Source organism: Actinomycetospora sp. ABD4_176 (assembly GCF_056311855.1).
Window position 1 is genome coordinate 854,654 of sequence record NZ_CM149974.1, and the last position, 18,962, is coordinate 873,615.

Here is an 18,962-nt window from a genome sequence, read left to right on the forward strand (position 1 = left end):
CACGCAGGGCACGGCACGACATCTCGTCGAGGGGTCGGGCCCGCCCGGGCCTCGGTTGAGCAGGGCCGGTACCGACCAGGTGGCGGCCCTCTTCTCGTCGATGGTGGCGGTGGCCGAGGGCCTGGACCTGGACGCCACCCTGCGCCGCCTCGTCGAGGTGGCCACCGACCTGGTGGGTGCGCGCTACGGTGCGCTCGGCGTGCTCGACGAGGCTGGCGACGGCCTCGCCCGCTTCGTCCACACCGGGATCGACGAGGCCACGCGGGCGCGGATCGGCGACCTGCCCCGCGGCCGGGGCCTGCTCGGGGAGCTCATCCGGCACCCGACGCCCCTGCGCCTGGACGACCTGCACGACCACCCGGCCTCGGTCGGCTTCCCGCCCCACCACCCGCCGATGGGGTCCTTCCTCGGGGTCCCGGTCCGCGTCCGGGGCGAGGTCTTCGGCAACCTCTACCTCACCGACAAGCGCGAGGGCTTCACCGCCGCCGACGAGGAGCTCATCGTCGCGCTGGCGGCCGCCGCGGCGGTGGCCGTCGACAACGCGCGACTGCATCAGGACACCGAGCGGCTCGTCGGCGAGGCACAACGCCGCCAGCGCTGGCTCGAGGCGTCCGGGGAGATCACGACCCAGGTCCTGGCCGGCGCGGACCCGACGGAGGCCCTCGTGCTGGCGGCCGAGCGCGCCGCCGAGCTCGCCGACGGCGTCGGCGCGGTCATCATCACCCCGCCGGCCGTGGCCGGCGAGCGCGACGAGGCGCCGCCGGTGCGGGTGACGGTGAGCGTCGGTCTCGAGGCCCGCCTGCCGACCGGCGCGGAGCTCGCGGGCGCCGCGCTCGACGCGGTGGCGCGCCTGCGCCTGCCCCGCCTCGAGGCCGACCTGGTGCTCGCCGTCGACGGCCGCGAGGAGCACCTCGGGCCGGCGCTGCTCCTGCCGCTGGACGGCACCGAGGTGATCACCGGTGTGCTCGTGGTGGTGCGGCGCCCGGGCTCGCCGCCCATCGGGTCCGAGGGCCTCTCCACCGCGGCCTCGTTCGCCGACCAGGCCGCGCTGGTGCTGCGGCTCGCCGAGTCCCAGCGCGCCCGCCGGCAGCTCGACGTGGCCGCGGACCGGGAGCGCATCGCCGCCGACCTGCACGACCACGTGCTCCAGCGCCTGTTCGCGCTCGGCCTCGGCCTCCAGGCCACCCAGGCCCGGCTCCGCGGCCGGCCGGAGGCCGCGGGACGGGTCAACGAGGCGGTCGACACGATCGACGGCATCGTCCGCGACATCCGCACGAGCATCTTCGACCTCCACGCCGTCGGCACCACCCCGGGCCTCGGGGGGCGGCTGCGGGCCGCCGTCGCCGAGATGAGCGCCCACGTCGAGACCGAGCCCGTGGTGCGCCTGTCCGGACCGGTCGACACCGTGCCCGAGGAGCTCGCCGTGCAGGTGGAGGCCGTCGTGCGCGAGGGCGTCTCGAACGCCGTGCGTCACGGCGGCGCGGACTCGGTGGTGGTGACCGTGTCCGTGGACGACGTCCTGGCCGTCGACGTGACCGACGACGGGGTCGGCGTCCCCGCCACCGTGGCGCGCAGCGGCCTCGCGAACCTGACCGCCCGCGCCCGGGCGCTCGGCGGGGAGGCGAGCGTCGGACGGCGGCCGACCGGGTCCGGGACCCGGCTGTCGTGGTGGGTCCCGTTCGAGACCCCGTCCTGATCAACCCGACCTGATCAGGCGCCGGGGTCGCGGCGGCGGGGCGTCGGGTGCACCGACCGCCCCCACCCCAGACGCAGGACCACCTGCGGCCATAGCACCCCGCCGAGCAGGGCGCGCGCCTCGTCGCGGACGGCCGGGACCTCGAGGGGTGGTGCGACGAACGACGCCCCCACCCCGTGGGCCGTGGCCGTGAGCAGCACCTGCTGCATCGCCGCGCCGGCCCGCACGTGGGCGAGAGGGCCGTCGTCGTAGGAGAGGACCACGGCGATGGTCGGCTCGTCCTCCGTGCCGACGGTCAGCGCCGTGCGGTCGGTGTCGGTGACGGCGTCGCCGAAGTCGCGGGGCCGCCAGGCGGCGTCGGCCCGTGGCGCCGCCTGCGCGTGCGCGGGCGGGAGGCCGTCCTCGTCCCGCGCGGTGTGGCCGATCCAGTGCTCCCACTCGGCGACGAACGCCGGGTCCGCGCGCTGCGCCCGGTGGGCCTGCGCCGTGAGCTCGCGCAGGCGGCGTCGCTGGCGGGCGTCGGTGACCACCACCAGGCGGCAGCTCTCACGCCCCGCCGCGCGGGCCAGCTGGTCGCGCAGCAGGGCCGGGAGCGGCCGCCCGTCGAAGGGATGGCGGTCGGTGTGCCGGCGCGGGATCGCCGTCGCCAGCTCGCTCTCCCACAGCGACGGCGGCAGGAGCGAGCCCGGACGCACCCGCCCGAGGAACCAGGGGTCCGCCGGGTCGGGCAGCAGCTGGGTGTGGGCCCGCCGGCTCTGGGCGCGCACCGCGAGCCGCACGTTGAGCAGGGCCGCGCCGCAGGCCAGCCGCAGCTCGCGGGCGTCGGGATCGGCGACCGCGAGCCGGCGTCCGGGGTCGCCGTGGACCTCGACCGCGTCGTGGTGCCACCGCAGCCGCCACGGCTGGCTGTTGTGGCTCGAGGGCGCGCTCGCCCCGGCGCGCAGGAGCTCGGCCACCGCCACCGACCCGGGTGCCCGGTCCTCTCGCATCGTCACGATGCCTCCCGCTGCGGCCACGACGTCCTCCTCGTCCTCGGCGCAGAGCGTCCGTCCCCGGCCGGGGCGCCCACCAGGGACCGACGGCCCGGTGCGGAGGGACCGTCCGGCTCCGGTGCCGGGACGCAACGCAGCGCGAGGGTGGACCCCGGCCAGCGGCTCCGACGGACCGGGGAGTGGACGGGATGGACACGACGCAGGGCGACGGCGGGACGGTCGTCGTGGGGTTCGACGGCTCGCGGCACGGCGAGACCGCCGTGCTCTGGGCGATCGCCGAGGGCGGCCGACGCCGGGCGACGGTCCGGGTCGTCGTCGCCCACGAGCCCCCGGACGCCTGGATGACCGCCTACGGCTACCCGCTGCTCGCCGACAGCGGGGAGCTCCGGGCGGCGGTCGAGCAGACGGCCCGCGAGCGGGTGGAGGAGCTGCGCGCCGGGCTCCGCGCCGCGGACCGCGCGGTGCCGGTCACGGTCGTCGCGGTCACCGGCCCCGCCGCCTCCGTCCTCACCCGGGAGGCGCAGGACGCCGCGATGCTCGTGGTGGGTCACCGCGGCCGCGGCGGGCTGCGCAGCGCCCTGCTCGGATCGGTCGGGCTGTCGGTGGTCCTGCACGCCCCGTGCCCGGTCACGGTCGTGCCCGCGGCCTCGGAGCCGCACGAGGCCGCGCAGGACGACGCCGGACACGACGCGCAGGTCCTCGCCGGACCGCTGCCGGTCGGCCCGATCGCCTGACACCCGCTCGTACACACACGCATCACGACCATGGCGGCCAGGCCGCCGGAGGAGGCTGGACGATGATCGATCGCTCGGTGCCACCCGCCGGGGTGGTCGTCGGGGTGGACGGCGACCCCGGGACGCTGCGGGCGGTGGGATGGGCGGCCCGCGAGGCCCACCGCCGGCGCCTGCCCCTCGACGTCGTCCAGGTGCTGCCGCCGTCCGACCGGGAACCCGACGAGCTGCGCGCACCGACCGGCCGGGCGCTGTCCCTGCTGGGCCAGGCGCGCCGCATCGTGGAGGCGGCGGCACCCGGGCCGGCGCCGCGGCTGTCGGTGGTCGACGGCGTGGCCGGTCCGGCGCTGGTGGCGGTCGCCCACCGCGCGCATCTGCTCGTCGTCGGGGCGCGGCACCTCGACGGGGCCCTCGACCTCACCGTCGGCCGCACCCTGGCGCACACCATGTCCCGGGCCGCGTGCCCGGTCGTCGTGGTCGGACCGCGCTGGGACCCCGACGAGCGCCACGACGGGCCGGTCCTCGTCGGCGTCGACGGCTCGCCGGAGTCCCACGGCGCCGTCGCCTTCGCCGCCGACGTCGCCGACCGCTGGCACGCGCGCGTCACCGTCGTCGGTGTCGCTCCCCGTGGCGAGACGGACGTCGACGCCGACGACCGCCGGCGCGACCTCGCCGAGGCGCGGGGCGGGCTCGCGACGCGGCACCCGGGCGTCCGGCTCCACGAGGTCCTCCACCGTGGCGACCCGAGCGAGGAGATCCTGCGCGAGGCCCGAGAGGGTGCCGCGCTGGTCGTCCTGGGCTCGCGCGGGCGGGGTGCTGTCACCGGAACGCTGCTGGGCTCGACGAGCCAGCGTGTGGTCCGCGCAGCGCCGTGCCCGGTCGCCGTGCTGCCGGCCGGGGCGGCCGAGCGCTGGGTGGCGTCCGACCCCGTCTGGGCCGAGGAGGGCGTGTGATGCGCGCCCCCGTGGTCGTCGGGGTCGACGACGGGCTGCTGCGCCAGCGCGTGCTCGACCGGGCCGTCCGCGAGGCTCGGCGCCGCGGCGGGCCGCTGGTCCTCGTGCACACCCACGGCCCCGAGACGCCCCTGGCCCCCTGGTACGACGACGCCGGCCGCCGCGCCGAGTCCTACCTCGCCCGCACCGCACCCGACCTCGCGGTGGAGCTCCTCTGCCGTGCCGGCGACATCACCGACACCCTGGTCGGCGCCGCCGCGCCGGGCTCGGTGCTGGTCCTCGGCGACCGGCACCGGCGTCTCGGCACGGAGGCGGGGCACACCACCGAGCGCGTGATCGCCGCGGCGCCGTGCCCCGTGCTCCTCATCCCCGAGTACCGCGGACCGACCCCGCGCGGCGCCGTCGCTCGTCGGGCCGTCGTGACCGGCGTGGACGACGGGCCCTCGGCGGCCGCGGTGCTCGCCTTCGCCGTGCGTACCGCGGCCGAGCTGGGCGTGCCGCTCGAGGCGGTCCGTATCGTCCCCCCGCCCGACGACGCCGAGGGCGCCGAGGTGACCGAGGCCGACCTCACCGCGGCCCGGCACGGCCTGGACCGGCTCGTCGCCGCCGCCCTGCGCCCCGGGCCCGACGTCACGGTGCGCACCGACGTGGTCGTCGACCGCCCGGCCCGCGCCCTGCTGGAGCGCGCGGCCGGCGCCGACGAGGTCGTCGTCGGCCACCGCCGTGGCGGCGCCACCAGGCTGGGCGGCCCCGGCTCGACCGCGCGTTCCCTGCTCGCGGCGGCCCCGTGCCCGGTCGCCGTCCTCGGGCCCCGGAGCCTGGACCCGGCGTCCTCCGCGGTGGCCGCCACGGAGGGTTCCCGGTGACCGGTCCCGGGCCGGCGCCCGCGGTCGTCGAGACCCACACGGCGGTCCTGTGGTTCGCCGGGGATCGGGTGCACAAGATGAAGAAGCCCGTCGACCTGGGGTTCTGCGACTTCACCACCCTGGAGCGCCGGCGGGAGGCGTGCCTGCGGGAGATCGCCCTCAACCGGCGGCTCAGTCCCGAGGCCTACCTCGGGCTCGAGAGCCTGCTCGGGCCGGACGGGATGGCCTGCGAGTACTTCGTGGCGATGCGGCGGATGTCCGCCGACCGGCGCCTGGCCGCGCTCGTGCGGGCGGGCGAGCCGGTGGACGACCAGGTCCGCACGCTCGCCCGGCGCCTCGCGGCCTTCCACAGCACCGCCGCCCGCGGCCCGGCCGTGGACCGGGAGGGAACGGTCGAGGCCGCGCGTACCCGGTGGACCGGCGTCCTCGACGGGCTGCGCCGGCACGCCGGGACGCTCCTGCCCGCCGACGTCGTCGACCACGTGGCCGCGGCCGCGGGCGCGTTCCTCGACGGCCGGCGCGCCCTGTTCGACCGCCGCCGCCGCGAGGGCCGGGTGGTCGACGGCCACGGCGACCTGCTCGCCGACGACGTCTTCTGCCTCCCGGACGGGCCGGTGGTGCTCGACTGCCTGGAGTTCGACGACCGCCTGCGCTACGTCGACGGGCTCGACGACGCCGCGTTCCTCGCGATGGACCTGGAGCGCCTGGGCGACGCGGGGCTCGCCGAGCGCTTCCTCGGCTGGTACGCCGAGTTCGCCGCCGACCCCGCGCCGCCCGCGCTGCGCCACCACCTCACGGCCTACCGGGCGTCGGTGCGCTCGTCGGTGACGTGCGTGCGGGTCGACCAGGGCGGCGAGGGCGCCGACCAGGCCCGTGACCTGCTCGACCTGGCCGCCGCGCACCTCGAGGAGGGCCGCGTCCGGCTGGTGCTCGTGGGCGGCCTGCCCGGGACGGGCAAGACCACCGTCGCCGGCGGGCTCGCCGACCGGCTCGGGGCGACGCTGCTGTCCAGCGACCGGGTCCGCAAGGAGATCGCCGGCCTCGACCCGTCGACGGGTGCCGCGGCCGATTACGGCACGGGCCTCTACGGCTCCGAGCACACCGCCGCGACCTACGGCGAGCTCCTGCACCGGGCCGAGGAGCTCCTCGGGCTGGGGGAGTCGGTGGTGCTCGACGCCTCGTGGACCGCCGCGGCGCCGCGCGAGGCCGCGACGGCCCTCGCGGCGCGCTGCTCGGCCGCGCTGACCTCGCTGCGCTGCGAGGCGCCGCGCGCGGTCGCCGACGAGCGCATCCGACGCCGGCGCGGGTCGGCGTCGGACGCCACCCCGCTGGTGGCCGCGGTGATGGCCGCCGACGCCGACCCGTGGCTCGAGGCCACGGTGATCGACACCGCCGGCGCCGTCGACGCCGCCGTGGACGCGGCGCTCGCCGCCGTGCGCACCCCGCGCCCGCGCGCCACGTGGACCGTCGTCGAGGTCTGAACGGAGTCCGGGGAGAGCCCGGACGGAGTCCGACAGAGGAGGAGGTGGACCGTGTCCCGGTCCCTGGTGGTCTTCGAGTCGATGTACGGCAACACCGAGGCGGTGGCCCGCGCGGTCGCCGAGGGCATCGCGACGCACCTGCCCGTGGACGTGGTGGAGGTCGGCGCGGCGCCCGAGGAGCCGGGGGACGACGTCGCCCTCCTCGTCGTGGGCGGGCCGACCCAAGCCTTCGGCATGACCCGGCCGGCGACCCGGCAGGACGCCGCCGCGAAGGTCGCGCGGCCGACCGTGTCGCGGGGACCCGGGGTGCGCGAGTGGCTCGAGACGCTGCCCGACCGGCCCGGCCTGGTCGGGGCGGCGTTCGACACCCGCGTCGTGCGGCCGCGCGTCCCGGGCTCGGCGGCGCGCGCCGTCGCCCGCCGGCTCCGCCGCCGCGGACTGACCGTCGGCGGGGCGCACACCTTCTGGGTGGCGGGCTCGGAGGGCCCGCTGCGCGACGGCGAGCTCGAGCGCGCGCGGGCCTGGGGTGCCGCGCTGGCCGCGGGCGTCGCCGTCCCGGCGTCATGACCTTCGCCGATCGCCGCGATGCCGGGATGCGCCTGGCCCGGCGGCTGGGCCACCTCGCGGGCGAGGACGTCGTGGTCCTCGGCACGCCGTGCGGTGGTGTGCTCGTCGCCGCGCCCGTCGCCGCGGCGCTCGCGGCGCCGCTGGACGTGGCCGTGACGCGCGAGGTCCGCGTCCCCGCCCGGGCCTCGCTGGTCCTGGGCGCCGTCGGCGAGGAGGGCGTGCTGGCGCTCGACGACGGTCTCGTGGGCGCGCTGCGCGTCGGCGAGGCCGAGCTGGCCGCGGCGGTGCGCCGCGAGCGGGCCGTCGTCGACCGCTTCGTCCGGCGCTACCGGGGTGGACGACCGGGCGTACCGGTCGGCGGGCGCACCGTCGTGCTGGTCACCGACGGCGTCGCCGTGGCCACACCCGTGCGGACCGCCGTCGCCGTGCTCCGTGCCCGGGGCGCCCGCCGGGTGGTCCTCGCGGCCCCGGTGGGTGCCCCGGCCGCCGTGGACGTCCTCGCGCAGGACGTGGACGAGCTCGTCGTCCTCGCGCGCCCGGCCGCGTTCCACGACGTGGCCGCGAGCTACGTCGAGTTCCACCGGGTCGAGGAGGCCGAGGTCGTGGCGATCCTGCGGGAGCGAGCGGTCGGAAAGGCCGGTGTCCCCGGTGGGTGAGCCGCACCGGCCGACCGTGGTGGTGGGGGTCGACGGATCGCCCGGCTCGCGGTCGGCCCTCGTCGACGCCATGCGCTCCGCCGCGAGCCGGGGCGCGCGCGTGCGGGTGGTCGCGGTGTACGAGCCGCCCGAATGGCGCATGCCGGCGGCACCCACACCCCTGCCCGCCCGCGCCGAGATCGAGGAGTCGCTGGCGGGCGCGGTGCGGGGCATGGTCACCGACGCCGCCTACGAGCTGGGCCACGAGCACCGTGTCCGCCCGCCCGTCACGGTCGAGGTCACGCCGGGCGACGCCGCCGACGTCCTGGTCCGCGCGGCCGCGGACGCCGACGAGCTCGTCGTCGGGCACCGGGGGCGCGGGGCGGTCGCGAGTGCCCTGCTCGGCTCGGTCGGGTGGGGCTGCGTCCTGCACGCGCCCTGTCCCGTCCGGGTGGTGCCCGACGGGCACGGGGACTGATCAGAGCCCGCTCGCCGGTCATCCCCTCGCCCCGCGGCCCCCGGTCCCGGCCGCGCGGGCCCTCCGGCCCTGCCGTCGACGGTGTCGCGCTCAGCAGGCTGGGGGGCGACGAGGAGGTGGGCCGATGTCCGAGGCGGAGTCGGGGACGAGGATCGACGACCGGGCCGGCGAGGGCGGTGGAGCCGTGGTCGTCGGGGTGTCCCTCGAGGGCCACGGGGAGACCGCCGTGCGGTGGGCGGCCGCCGAGGCGCGCGACCGCGGAGTGCCGTTGCGCCTGGTGCTCGGCCTGGTGATCCCGCGCGGCGGGCACGGTGGCCTGGTCGGCGTGGACGTCGCGACCGGCCTGCGGTCGCTGGCGCGGCGCGAGCTGCGGGAGATGCGGGAGGCGGCGCAGGCCGTCGCCCCGGGACTGGCGGTGAGCGAGGACGTGGTGGAGAGCGACCCCGTCGGCGTGCTGCGCGCGCACGCCCGGTCGGCGTCGCTGCTGGTCGTCGGCAACGACGGCCTGCCCCGTCTCCTGGACCTCGCGCTGCGGGGCATCGGTCGCGGCCTCGTCGGCCACGTGGACGTGCCGGTCGTGGTGGTCCCCCAGGGCTGCGACCCGCGGGTGCGCGACCGCGCGCAGGGCGCCGCCGCGGTAGTCGTCGGCGACGACGGCTCCCCGGCCTCGCGGGCGGCCGTGCGGTTCGCGGCCGCGCGGGCCTCGACGCGCGGGGCGCCGCTGGTGGTGGTGCGCGCCGGCCGCGACGCCCGCCTCCTGTCCGAGGACGTCCCCGCGCTCGGCCCCGACCGCCCGCCCTCGGTGCGGGTCGTGCTGGCCGAGGAGCGCGCGGACCGGGTCCTCGCCGACCAGGCCCGCGGGGCCGAGCTGGTCGTCCTCGGGATCGGCCAGCACGGCTGGCGCCACCCCCACCACCCGACGCGCCCGGCTCTCGTCCTGCACGCCTCGTGCCCGGTGCTGATCGTGCCGTCGCCCCCGCCCGAGGTCGCGGCGCCGACCGCGGTGCGCGTGTCGCAGGAGGTGCGCTCGTGACCGCGGTGCTGCGGACCCCGCGCGCCCTGCTCGTCGACCTGCTGGTCGCGGTGCTCGTCGTCCAGTACCTCGTCCTCGTCGCCACGGGCTCGGCGTGGCTCGTGGCCGACCCGCGCGGCATGGCGGGCTTCGGGCTCGGGGTGGTGGCGGTGGCCGCGATCGCGAGCGTCTCGCTCGTCCCGCTCGGCACGCCGACCCTGGTCGTCGCCGGGGGGACGACCTTCGTGGTGGGCGTCGCCGCGCTCGTCTGGGGTCTGGTGCCCGGTCTCGGGGCGGTGCTGGTGGGCGCCTTCGTGGCGGGCGTCGTCGTCACCTGGTTCCTGACCGTCGTCGCCCTGCGCGCGGTGGCGCGGCGAGGCGCAGGCCGGGTCCGGGCCTGACCGCCGGTGTCCGGCCGGGCGGCCGACGACCAACGGCCCGCCCGGCGGGGCCCGGTCGGCCCGGGCGCCGGCCGCCGCCCCGGGCGACGCTCGTCCCCGGCACCGACCCCACCGGAGGAGAGAGCCATGGACGAGCGACGCGACCCCCTCCCCACCACCGGCCCCGCGACCGTCCCCGACGGCGACGGCGACGGCGCCGGCACGGGCCGGGCTGTCGGCCCGGGCGGATCGGTGGTGGTGGGGACCGACGGCTCGGAGTCGTCGCTCGCGGCCGTGCGCTGGGCCGCCGGGTCGGCGGCCTCGATGGGGCGGGGGTTGCACGTGGTGCTCGCCTACGGCGCCGTCGACTCCTCCCTGCTGGCCGACGCCTCGCTCTGGCGCCGCTACCAGCGCGAGGTCGAGGCGCAGGCCCGCCACGAGCTGTCCCGGGCGGCCGAGGCCGCGCGGGCGGCGGCGCCGTCGGTGGCGGTCACCGAGGAGCTGGTCGACGGTCCCGCCGCCGAGACGCTGATGGAGCGCTCCGGGTCGGGGGTGCTCGTGGTCGGGGAGCAGGGTGCCGACGGGCTCGGCGGCGCGCTGCTGGGCTCGGTGGCGTCCACGGTGGCCTCCCACGCGGAGGGTCCGGTCGTCGTCGTCCGCGGGACGGCCGGCCCGGGTCCCGACGCGCCGGTCGTCGTCGGGGTCGACGGATCGCCCGCCAGCGAGGCGGCCATCGACTTCGCGGTGGCCGTCGCCGACGCGGAGGGGCGCCCGCTGATCGCGGTGCACACCTGGTCGGACCCCCTCATCGACACCGTGCCCGAGGCGTTCATCGACCTCGACGCGATCACCGAGGACGAGCGGCGGGTGCTGGTCGAGCAGCTCTCCGGTCGTTGCGCCGCGCACCCCGACCTGCGGGTGACGACGGTCGTCACACGCTCCCGCCCGGCCCGCGCCCTGCTCGAGGTGGCGCGTGGCGCGCGGCTCCTGGTGGTCGGGACGCGGGGCCGCGGGGGTTTCGCCGGCCTGCTGCTCGGCTCCGTGAGCCGTGCCGTGGTGCACCGCGCCCCCTGCCCGGTCGCCGTCGTGCCCCCGCCCGGCGTGCGGCAGCGGCCCCGCTCCGCCGAGCGCGTCCACGCCGCGGCGCGGTGAGGAGCCGTCCTGCGGCCGGCGCCCCCGGTCCCCGGGGCGGCGCGCAGTCGGCGGTGGGGGAGGTGCGCCCGCGTCGGCCGCGGTCCTCCGCGGTCGTGCGCGCCTTCGCGCCGGCGGGCCCGGACCGGCACGCGGTCGTCGCCTGGGCCCGCCGGCAGGCGCGCCGGACCGGCGCCCGCCTCGAGCTCCTCGTCGAACCCGCCGCCGACGGGCCCGGCGAGCCGCGCGACGGGCCGCTCGGAGTCCTCGCCCGGCTGGTCCGACCGGTGCTCGATCCCGTGCTGGGCGGGTCGTCGCTGGTGGACCGGCTCGCCCGCGCCGCGGCGGGCAGCGGGATGCTCGTCGTGCCCCAGCGCCTCGCCGGTGTCGACGATCTCGTCGACAGCGCCTACGAACCGGTCGCGGTGGTCCCCGACGAGCCGCCGCACACCCGGGGCCCGGTCGTCCTGGCGCTGGCGCCCCGCACCGGTGACGAGGCCGTCGACGCCGCCTTCGAGGCCGCCGCGCAGCGCCGGGCACCGCTGCTCGCGCTGCGTGTGCGGGCCCCGTCGCCGTGGACGCTCGACACGGCCACCGCCGGGGAGGCGCTGGACGACGAGGGCGAGTCCTGGAGGGACCGTCTCGCCGCCTGGCGGGTGTCGCACCCCGGGATCCCGGTCGAGGTGCAGGTCGCCGAGGGCGACCCCGCCCTCGCGCTGGTCGACCTGTCCGGGCAGGCGCGGCTCCTCGTCCTCTCGCGGTCCGGGCGTGGCCGGGTGCTGTCGAGGGTGGCCGCCTCACCCGTCGGGGCGGTGACGCTGCGCGCCCGCTGCCCCGTCCTCGTCGTCCCGCCGCCCGGTCCGCCCCGCCGGTCCTGGTGGCCGCGGTCGTCCTGGTGGCCGCGGTCGGACTGAGCCCGGCCCCGCACGGCCGACCGGCGGTCACCGTCCCCGGGTGCTCAGGGCACCGATCCCGCCGACGGTGGCCGACGCACGTCGCGGTCGGCGAGCCGCAGGGCCGCGTCCAGCTCGGGCCCGGCGTCGAGTCCGTCGTCGAGGGACCGCAGGATCCGCGTCAGCGTGCGGCGGACGCCGTGGTGGGTCTCGTGGTCCAGCGACCGCCGGGCCTGGTCCGTCGCCGCGAGCACCGTCACGCGCGGCGCGCCGCGGCGCCGGAGGACGACGACGCGCGACACGAGGTCGACGGCCTCGGAGGGCCGGCGGGCGGGCGGGGTGTCCATGGCGGGGCTCCTCTCCGGGCCCAGCCCACCTCGTCGGGACGGGGGGATCGAGGGCCGCAGGTCGCCCGCCGCCGGACGGAGGTCCCACCGGGTCGGGGCGTCGGCCCCTGCCGGGACCCGCGACCGGGTGGAGAGGGTCGGTCGGGACGGTTCGAGGTCCTGCCGGACGCGGAGGTGGTCGTGGTGCGTGGTGCGGTGGTGGTGGGGCTGGGGTTCGACCCCGACGAGCGGGTCGTGCGCTGGGCGGCGCGGGAGGCGCGGGACCGGGATCTGGTGCTGCGCCTCGTGCACGCCCTGGTGCTGCCCGTCGGCCACCACCCCGGGTGGGGGCTGACCGTCGCTCCCACCCTCCGCGGACGGGCCCGGCAGACGCTGCAGGCCGCCGCGGCGACGGCCTCCGACGTCGCGCCGACCCTGGAGGTCGAGACCCGGGTGATCCGGGGCGCGCCGGTGCCGGTCCTGCGGGCCCAGGCGCGGCACGCGGAGCTGCTGGTGGTGGGCAGCGACGGGCTCGGGCCCGTCGGCGACCGGCTGCTCGGCGGGGTCGTCCGGGGTGTCGCCGGGCACGTCGACGTCCCGGTGGTCGTCGTGCCCACCGGCTACGACCCCGCCGCGCCGCACGGGGACCACGCCCCCGTGCTCGTCGGCGACGACGGCACCGACGGCTGCACCGGCGCCTGGCGCTTCGCCGCCGACCGGGCCGCACGGCGCGGGGTGGCGATGGTCGCCGTCCGGGTGACGGGCGGCGAGCACGTGGACCGGGCCCTGCTGGACCGGGCCCGCGGGGCCGAGGTCCTCGTCCTCGGCGTCGACGCCGGGTGGTTCCACCACCACGCGACCCCGGAGGTGGTGCGCCACGCGGTCTGCCCCGTCGTGGTCGTGCCGCCGATGCCGCTCGCCGGGGTCGGCGCCGACGCGCCGGCCGGGCCGGGGCACCGGACGGGCGGCGGGTAGGTCGGCGGGTAGGTCGGCGCGCTGCCGCTCGCCGGGTGCCCGGGCCTCAGCGATCGGACGTGGCCCCGTCCCGCGAGGTGCCGGACGACCTCCTCCGCCGCGCGACCACCGGCTCGAGCTCCGCCAGCTCGTCCGCGGTCGCGTGCCGGAAGGGTCCGGCGGCCACCGGGGCGCCGGCGGCGTCGGGTGCGGGCAGTCCCCGCGTCGTCCACCAGCTCGCCCCCACCGCCACGGCCAGGATCGTGGTGATGACCGCGAGCGAGATCGGGGTGGGGATGTAGGTGACGTCGACCTTGAGGGCCATCTTGACGCCCACCCAGACGAGGACCAGGGCGAGCCCCAGCTTGAGGTAGACGAAGCGGTGGATGAGGTCGGCGAGCAGGAAGTACATCGCCCGCAGGCCGAGCAGCGCGAAGGCGTTGGCCGTGAACACCAGGAACGGCTCGTCGGTGACGGCGAAGATCGCCGGGATCGAGTCGACCGCGAAGACGACGTCGGTGGCCTCCACGAGCACCAGGACGGCGAGCAGGGGAGTGGCGAGCAGGACCCCGGCCCGCCGGACGAGGAAGCGCTGGCCGTGGAACGCGTCCGTCATCGGCACCACGCGGCGGAACCAGCGCAGGGTGCGGGAGCGCTCGGGGTCGATGTGGCTGTCGCGCTGGACCGCCATCCGGACGCCGGTGACGACGAGGAACGCCGCGAACAGGTAGAGCACCCAGGAGAAGTTCGCGATGAGCACCGCGCCCGCGGCGATGAACGCGCCCCGCAGCACGAGGGCGCCGACGACGCCCAGGAACAGGACCCGGTGCTGGTACTCGCGGGGGACCCCGAAGAAGCTGAAGATCACCGCCCAGACGAACACGTTGTCGACGGCGAGCGACTTCTCGATCAGGTAGCCCGCGAAGTACTGCTGACCGAACTCGGCGCCCCAGACCCACCACACGGCGATCCCGAAGCCGATCCCGATGGCCACCCACACCGCCGACCAGGCAGCGGCCTCGCGGACCCCGATCACGTGGGCCCGGCGGTGGGCGACCAGGTCCACCGCGAGCATGGCGACGATGCCCGCGACGACCGCGAGCCAGATCCCGAGCGTGACGTCCATGAACTCTCCTCCGAGGTGCGCGATCCACACTCGGAGGTCTCACCCGGCCCAGGACGCGGGCCCGCCCGGCCGGGGCGGCGTCCGTGACCGGACGCGGCCCGTGGTGACGACCAGGGGCGCGGGGGTTACTCCCCTCCTGCGCAACAAGTGAAGCAGAATTCGTGTATCTCGGCAACACCTGTCAGGGCGGTCGCTCGCCGTCCTCCTCCACGGCGCCGGTGAACAGCCCGAGCAGCTCGCCGACCACGTGGTCCCGCTCGGCGGGGTGGCGGAGGGGTCGCGAGGTCTCCACCTCGTAGCGGTTGCGCCTCCCCACCCGCACCCGGCGCAGGTACCCGGCGGCCTCGAGGTCGGCCACGATCGACTGGGCGGAGCGTTCGGTGATGCCCACCTCGAGGGCGACGTCGCGGAGCCGCCGGTGCGGGTCACGGGCGAGCGCGACGAGGACGTGCCCGTGGTTGGTGAGGAACGTCCACGACGGCACGTCACCGCGCGACGAGGTCATGGCGGTCCTCTCCGTGTCCGGGGCGTCGCGAGCCTAGGCCGTCCGCGGACCCGGTCGATCCGCCCGGTTCGGGACCTTCGGCGCCGATGACGGTCCGAGTGCGCCTGGCCGCGGCACCGGAGGTCGGGAGTCAATGGTCCGTCGCCGGTCGCCGCCGACGACCCGATCGCGATGGCCGGCCCGCGGCCGCGAGGAGACCCGATGACCGTCACCGATCCGTTCCGCCCGGGCGTCGTCGCCCCGTCCCCGGTGGAGGCGGCCCCGCCGGACAGCGCGAGCTGGAGGGACGCGCTGGTCGAGCTGCTGGTGCTCGCCGAGCACGGCGACCTCACCGCGGAGGCGAGCCTGCAGGGCTGGCTCTCGGTCGACCCGAGCGCGGCCGCGGCGTCCGCCGCCATCCGACGGGTCGTCGACGCCGTCCGTTCCTCCGGTGCCGTCCGTGCCGCCTGAGCCGCGGGCAGGCGGCACGGTGGAGGGGCGCGACGGCGCCGACGACCTGGCCCTGCTCGACGCGTGGTGGCGCGCGGCGAACTACCTGGCCGTGGGCCAGATCTACCTGCGGGACAACCCGCTGCTGCGCGAGCCGCTCGCCGCAGAGCACATCAAGCCCCGCCTGCTCGGGCACTGGGGCACGACCCCGGGTCAGACGTTCCTGTGGGCGCACGTCAACCGGGTCGCCCGCGGCAGCGAGTTCACCCCGCTGTTCGTCTCCGGGCCGGGCCACGGGGGGCCGGCGGTGGTCGCGGCGACGTGGCTCGAGGGCGCCTACTCCGAGCGCTACTCCCACGTCACGCCCGACGAGGAGGGGATGCGCACGCTGTTCCGGCAGTTCTCCTACCCCGGCGGCATCCCCAGCCACGTCGCGCCCGAGACCCCGGGCTCGATCCACGAGGGCGGCGAGCTGGGCTACTCGCTGGCGCACGCCTACGGCGCGGTCTTCGACAACCCCGACCTGCTCGTCGCGTGCGTCGTCGGCGACGGCGAGGCCGAGACCGGGCCGCTGGCGACGGCGTGGCACGCGAACAAGTTCTGCCACCCCGTCCACGACGGCACCGTGCTGCCGGTCCTGCACCTCAACGGCTACAAGATCGCGAACCCGACGGTGCTCGCGCGCATCCCCGACGAGGAGCTGCTGGCGCTGTTCACCGGCTACGGCCACCGTCCGTGGGTGGTCGAGGCGGGCCTGGACGAGGACCATGCTTCGGTCCACCGGCGCATGGCCGACGCGATGGACGAGATCGTCGACGAGATCGCCCGCATCCGCCGGGAGGCGTCCGAGGCGGAGGCCGGCGGACGCCCGGTGTCGCGGCCGCGGTGGCCGATGCTGATCCTGCGCACGCCGAAGGGCTGGACCGGTCCCCGGCAGGTCGACGGGGTGCCCGTCGAGGGCACCTACCGGGCGCACCAGGTGCCGCTGGCCGGGACGCGGGAGAACGCGGAGCACCGCGCCGAGCTCGAGCGGTGGATGCGCTCCTACCGGCCCGAGGAGCTGTTCGACGACGCCGGCCGGCTGCGGCCCGAGCTCGCGGCACTGCACCCCGGCGGTGACCGGCGGATGAGCGCCACCCCGCACGCCAACGGCGGCGAGCTCCTGCGCGACCTGCGGCTGCCCGACTTCCGCGACCACGCGGTGCCCGTCGACCGGCCCGGGGGACCGGTGGCGGAGGCGACCCGGGTGATGGGCGGCTGGGTGCGGGAGGTGGTGCGTCGGAACCCGGAGAACTTCCGGCTCTTCGGGCCCGACGAGATCGCCTCCAACCGGCTGCAGGACGTCTTCGCGGTCACCGACCGGCAGTTCGACGGTGAGATCCACGACGGTGACGACCACCTGGCGCCGTCGGGCCGCGCGGTGGAGGTGCTCTCCGAGCACCTGTGCCAGGGCTGGCTCGAGGGCTACCTGCTCACCGGCCGGCACGGGCTGTTCACCTGCTACGAGGCGTTCATCCACATCGTCGACTCGATGCTCAACCAGCACGCGAAGTGGCTGAAGGTCACCCGTGGGATCCCGTGGCGGCGCCCGATCGGCTCGCTGAACTACCTGTTGACCTCGCACGTGTGGCGCCAGGACCACAACGGCTTCTCCCACCAGGACCCGGGCTTCATCGACCACGTCGTCAACAAGAAGGCCGAGCTGGTGCGGGTCTACCTGCCGCCGGACGCGAACACCCTGCTCTCCACCGCCGACCACTGCCTGCGCACCCGGGACTACGTCAACGTCGTCGTCGCCGGCAAGCAGCCCGCGCCGCAGTGGCTGGACATGGAGTCCGCGGTGGCGCACTGCACCCGCGGGCTCGGCGTGTGGGAGTGGGCCAGCAACGACCGCGACGCGGAGCCGGACGTGGTCCTGGCCTGCGCCGGTGACGTCCCGACGCTGGAGACCCTCGCGGCGGTCGACCTGCTGCGCCGCCACCTGCCCGACCTGCGGGTCCGCGTGGTCAACGTCGTCGACCTCATGCGCCTGCAGACCCCGGCCGAGCACCCGCACGGGCTGCCGGACCGCGAGTTCGACGCCCTGTTCACGCCGGACCGGCCGGTCGTCTTCGCCTACCACGGCTACCCGTGGTTGATCCACCGGTTGACCTACCGGCGCACCGGCCACGCGAACCTGCACGTGCGCGGCTACAAGGAGGAGGGCACGACGACCACGCCGTTCGACATGGTCATGCTCAACGACCTCGACCGGTTCCACCTGGTCATGGACGTCATCGACCGGGTCCCGGGCCTCGGGGTCCGCCACGCGGGGCTGCGCCAGCGCATGGCCGACGAGAGGCTCGCCTGCCGGGAGTACACCCGGCGGCACGGGGAGGACCGGCCGGACGTGCGCGACTGGGTGTGGACCGACCCCGGCGACCCGGACGGGCGGGCGGAGCGGCCCGGGACGGGCGCGGACACCGCGTCGGACTTCCCCGACGACGTGCGCGTCGGACCGGACCAGCACGACCCGCTGGCCGACGTCCGCTGATGCGCGTCCTCGTCGTCAACGCGGGGTCGAGCAGCGTCAAGCTGCGGGTGGTGGAGCCCGACGACACGGTGGTCCACCGGGCGGACCTCGACGCGCCGCGGGGCCGGCCCGCGGCCGGGGAGCTCGAGGCGGCCGCGATGCGATTGGCCGGCGAGGCCGGCGGGGTGGACGCGATCGGTCACCGGGTGGTGCACGGGGGCCCCGACCTCGCCGGCCCGGTCGTGACCACGCCCGACGTCGTGGACCGGATCGACCGGCTCACCGTGCTCGCGCCGCTGCACCAGCCCCCGGCCGTGGCCGGCCTGCGGGCGATGGGCGAGGCGCTGCCGGACGTGGCGGCGGTGGCGTGCTTCGACACGGCGTTCCACACGACGATGCCCGCCGCCGCGAGCACCTACGCCGTGCCCGCGGCCTGGCGCGCGCAGCACGGGATGCGCAGGTACGGGTTCCACGGGCTCGCGCACGCGTGGGGCTCGGCGCGGGCGGCGGCGATCGTCGGCCGGCCGCTCGAGCAGCTGCGCGTGGTCGTGGCCCACCTCGGCTCCGGGGCGTCGGCGTGCGCCGTGCTCGGCGGCCGGTCGGTGGACACGACGATGGGGTTCACACCCACCGCCGGGCTGGTCATGGCGACCCGGTGCGGGGACCTCGATCCGTCCGCGGTCACCTGGCTGAGCGTGCACGCCGGCGTGCCACCCGCCGAGGTCGAGCACGCGCTGACCCACGACTCCGGCCTGGCGGCGCTCGCCGGCGACCCCGACATGCGCCGCGTGCTCGCGGCCGCCGAGGCCGGCGACCCGGACGCGACCCTCGCGGTGGACGTGTGGGTGCACCGGGCGTGCGCGCAGCTCGCCGCGATGGCCGCGGCGGCCGGCGGTGTCGACGTGCTCGCGTTCAGCGGCGGGGTGGGGGAGAACGCCCCGGTGCTGCGACGCCGCGTGGTCGACGGGCTCGGCTTCCTCGGTCTCGCCGTCGACCGGGACGCCGACGCGGCCGCGGTCGGCGGGGCGGAGGGCGACGTGTCGGCTCCCGGGGCGACGGCGCGCACGGTGGTGGTGCACGCCCGGGAGGACCTCGTCATCGCCCACCAGGTGCGGGCGGCGCTCGCACGCTGACCTCCCGGCGACGGTGCGACCCGCTCCGCGGGGCCGACCTCGCCACGCCACGCCCGGCCCTCGAGGAAGGGACGAACAGCGCCGGCGCCTCGCCGACCCGGCGCGCCGGCGTCCCACCAGGACGTCGGCCTCGACGCGATCTTGTGCGTATGTGCCGTCGGG

The 18,962-nt window shown here is 77.4% G+C and carries 20 protein-coding genes; 16 read left to right on the plus strand and 4 right to left on the minus strand.

Annotated features, from left to right (window positions below):
• Window positions 1-79: 79 nt before the first annotated feature.
• Window positions 80-1,696, plus strand: coding sequence for a GAF domain-containing sensor histidine kinase (locus tag ACYX4T_RS04160; protein ID WP_476013315.1), 1,617 nt, complete (start codon window positions 80-82; stop codon window positions 1,694-1,696).
• A 14-nt stretch (window positions 1,697-1,710) separates the two neighbouring features.
• Here ACYX4T_RS04160 and ACYX4T_RS04165 read toward each other — a convergent pair whose 3' ends face one another.
• The gene (locus ACYX4T_RS04165) at window positions 1,711-2,712 is read right to left on the minus strand and encodes an Acg family FMN-binding oxidoreductase (RefSeq protein ID WP_476013316.1); all 1,002 of its coding nucleotides are present in this window, start codon (window positions 2,710-2,712) and stop codon (window positions 1,711-1,713) included.
• Between the two features lie 164 nt (window positions 2,713-2,876).
• On the opposite strand from ACYX4T_RS04165, the gene ACYX4T_RS04170 reads away from it, so the two are divergent.
• The 11 genes from ACYX4T_RS04170 (at window position 2,877) to ACYX4T_RS04220 (ending at window position 11,836) form a co-directional block, all read left to right on the plus strand.
• Window positions 2,877-3,422: a universal stress protein gene (locus tag ACYX4T_RS04170; RefSeq protein ID WP_476013317.1), complete on the plus strand. Its 546-nt coding sequence runs from the start codon at window positions 2,877-2,879 to the stop codon at window positions 3,420-3,422.
• A 62-nt stretch (window positions 3,423-3,484) separates the two neighbouring features.
• On the plus strand, window positions 3,485-4,372 hold the full coding sequence (locus ACYX4T_RS04175) for a universal stress protein (RefSeq protein ID WP_476013318.1): 888 nt from the start codon (window positions 3,485-3,487) through the stop codon (window positions 4,370-4,372).
• A complete protein-coding gene (locus tag ACYX4T_RS04180; protein ID WP_476013319.1) occupies window positions 4,372-5,238 on the plus strand; it encodes a universal stress protein in 867 nt (288 codons plus the stop codon). Before ACYX4T_RS04175 ends, ACYX4T_RS04180 begins: the two co-directional genes overlap by 1 nt.
• The gene (locus tag ACYX4T_RS04185) at window positions 5,235-6,719 is read left to right on the plus strand and encodes a bifunctional aminoglycoside phosphotransferase/ATP-binding protein (protein ID WP_476013320.1); all 1,485 of its coding nucleotides are present in this window, start codon (window positions 5,235-5,237) and stop codon (window positions 6,717-6,719) included. The genes ACYX4T_RS04180 and ACYX4T_RS04185 overlap by 4 nt, the downstream gene beginning before the upstream one ends.
• A 51-nt stretch (window positions 6,720-6,770) precedes the next feature.
• Entirely contained in the window at window positions 6,771-7,286 is a 516-nt protein-coding gene (locus tag ACYX4T_RS04190; RefSeq protein ID WP_476013321.1) for a flavodoxin family protein, read from the plus strand.
• Entirely contained in the window at window positions 7,283-7,942 is a 660-nt protein-coding gene (locus ACYX4T_RS04195; RefSeq protein WP_476013322.1) for a phosphoribosyltransferase, read from the plus strand. The genes ACYX4T_RS04190 and ACYX4T_RS04195 overlap by 4 nt, the downstream gene beginning before the upstream one ends.
• On the plus strand, window positions 7,935-8,399 hold the full coding sequence (locus ACYX4T_RS04200; RefSeq protein WP_476013323.1) for a universal stress protein: 465 nt from the start codon (window positions 7,935-7,937) through the stop codon (window positions 8,397-8,399). Before ACYX4T_RS04195 ends, ACYX4T_RS04200 begins: the two co-directional genes overlap by 8 nt.
• Before the next feature lie 124 nt (window positions 8,400-8,523).
• A complete protein-coding gene (locus tag ACYX4T_RS04205; protein ID WP_476013324.1) occupies window positions 8,524-9,432 on the plus strand; it encodes a universal stress protein in 909 nt (302 codons plus the stop codon).
• The gene (locus ACYX4T_RS04210) at window positions 9,429-9,812 is read left to right on the plus strand and encodes a hypothetical protein (RefSeq protein ID WP_476013325.1); all 384 of its coding nucleotides are present in this window, start codon (window positions 9,429-9,431) and stop codon (window positions 9,810-9,812) included. Before ACYX4T_RS04205 ends, ACYX4T_RS04210 begins: the two co-directional genes overlap by 4 nt.
• Before the next feature lie 126 nt (window positions 9,813-9,938).
• On the plus strand, window positions 9,939-10,943 hold the full coding sequence (locus ACYX4T_RS04215) for a universal stress protein (RefSeq protein WP_476013326.1): 1,005 nt from the start codon (window positions 9,939-9,941) through the stop codon (window positions 10,941-10,943).
• A gap of 62 nt (window positions 10,944-11,005) precedes the next feature.
• Window positions 11,006-11,836, plus strand: a complete 831-nt coding sequence (locus ACYX4T_RS04220; RefSeq protein WP_476013327.1) for a universal stress protein — start codon at window positions 11,006-11,008, stop codon at window positions 11,834-11,836.
• A gap of 44 nt (window positions 11,837-11,880) precedes the next feature.
• On the opposite strand, the gene ACYX4T_RS04225 is transcribed toward ACYX4T_RS04220, so the two are convergent.
• A complete protein-coding gene (locus ACYX4T_RS04225) occupies window positions 11,881-12,162 on the minus strand; it encodes a hypothetical protein (RefSeq protein ID WP_476013328.1) in 282 nt (93 codons plus the stop codon).
• 183 nt (window positions 12,163-12,345) lie between these two features.
• Here ACYX4T_RS04225 and ACYX4T_RS04230 point away from each other — a divergent pair, with 183 nt between their 5' ends.
• Window positions 12,346-13,116 carry a universal stress protein gene (locus ACYX4T_RS04230; RefSeq protein WP_476013329.1) on the plus strand — a complete coding sequence of 257 codons (771 nt, stop codon included), beginning with the start codon at window positions 12,346-12,348 and terminating at the stop codon, window positions 13,114-13,116.
• Window positions 13,117-13,162: 46 nt separating this feature from the next.
• Here ACYX4T_RS04230 and ACYX4T_RS04235 read toward each other — a convergent pair whose 3' ends face one another.
• Both ACYX4T_RS04235 and ACYX4T_RS04240 read right to left on the minus strand, forming a co-directional pair.
• Entirely contained in the window at window positions 13,163-14,221 is a 1,059-nt protein-coding gene (locus tag ACYX4T_RS04235; protein ID WP_476013330.1) for a TerC family protein, read from the minus strand.
• Between the two features lie 181 nt (window positions 14,222-14,402).
• Window positions 14,403-14,726, minus strand: a complete 324-nt coding sequence (locus ACYX4T_RS04240) for a MarR family transcriptional regulator (RefSeq protein ID WP_476013331.1) — start codon at window positions 14,724-14,726, stop codon at window positions 14,403-14,405.
• 201 nt (window positions 14,727-14,927) lie between these two features.
• Between ACYX4T_RS04240 and ACYX4T_RS04245 the strand changes: the two genes are divergently transcribed.
• The 3 genes from ACYX4T_RS04245 to ACYX4T_RS04255 are packed head-to-tail and all read left to right on the plus strand — an operon-like array spanning window position 14,928 to window position 18,800.
• The gene (locus ACYX4T_RS04245) at window positions 14,928-15,176 is read left to right on the plus strand and encodes a hypothetical protein (protein WP_476013332.1); all 249 of its coding nucleotides are present in this window, start codon (window positions 14,928-14,930) and stop codon (window positions 15,174-15,176) included.
• Entirely contained in the window at window positions 15,166-17,688 is a 2,523-nt protein-coding gene (locus tag ACYX4T_RS04250; protein ID WP_476013333.1) for a phosphoketolase family protein, read from the plus strand. The genes ACYX4T_RS04245 and ACYX4T_RS04250 overlap by 11 nt, the downstream gene beginning before the upstream one ends.
• Window positions 17,688-18,800 carry an acetate/propionate family kinase gene (locus tag ACYX4T_RS04255; RefSeq protein WP_476013334.1) on the plus strand — a complete coding sequence of 371 codons (1,113 nt, stop codon included), beginning with the start codon at window positions 17,688-17,690 and terminating at the stop codon, window positions 18,798-18,800. The genes ACYX4T_RS04250 and ACYX4T_RS04255 overlap by 1 nt, the downstream gene beginning before the upstream one ends.
• Window positions 18,801-18,962: the final 162 nt, after the last annotated feature.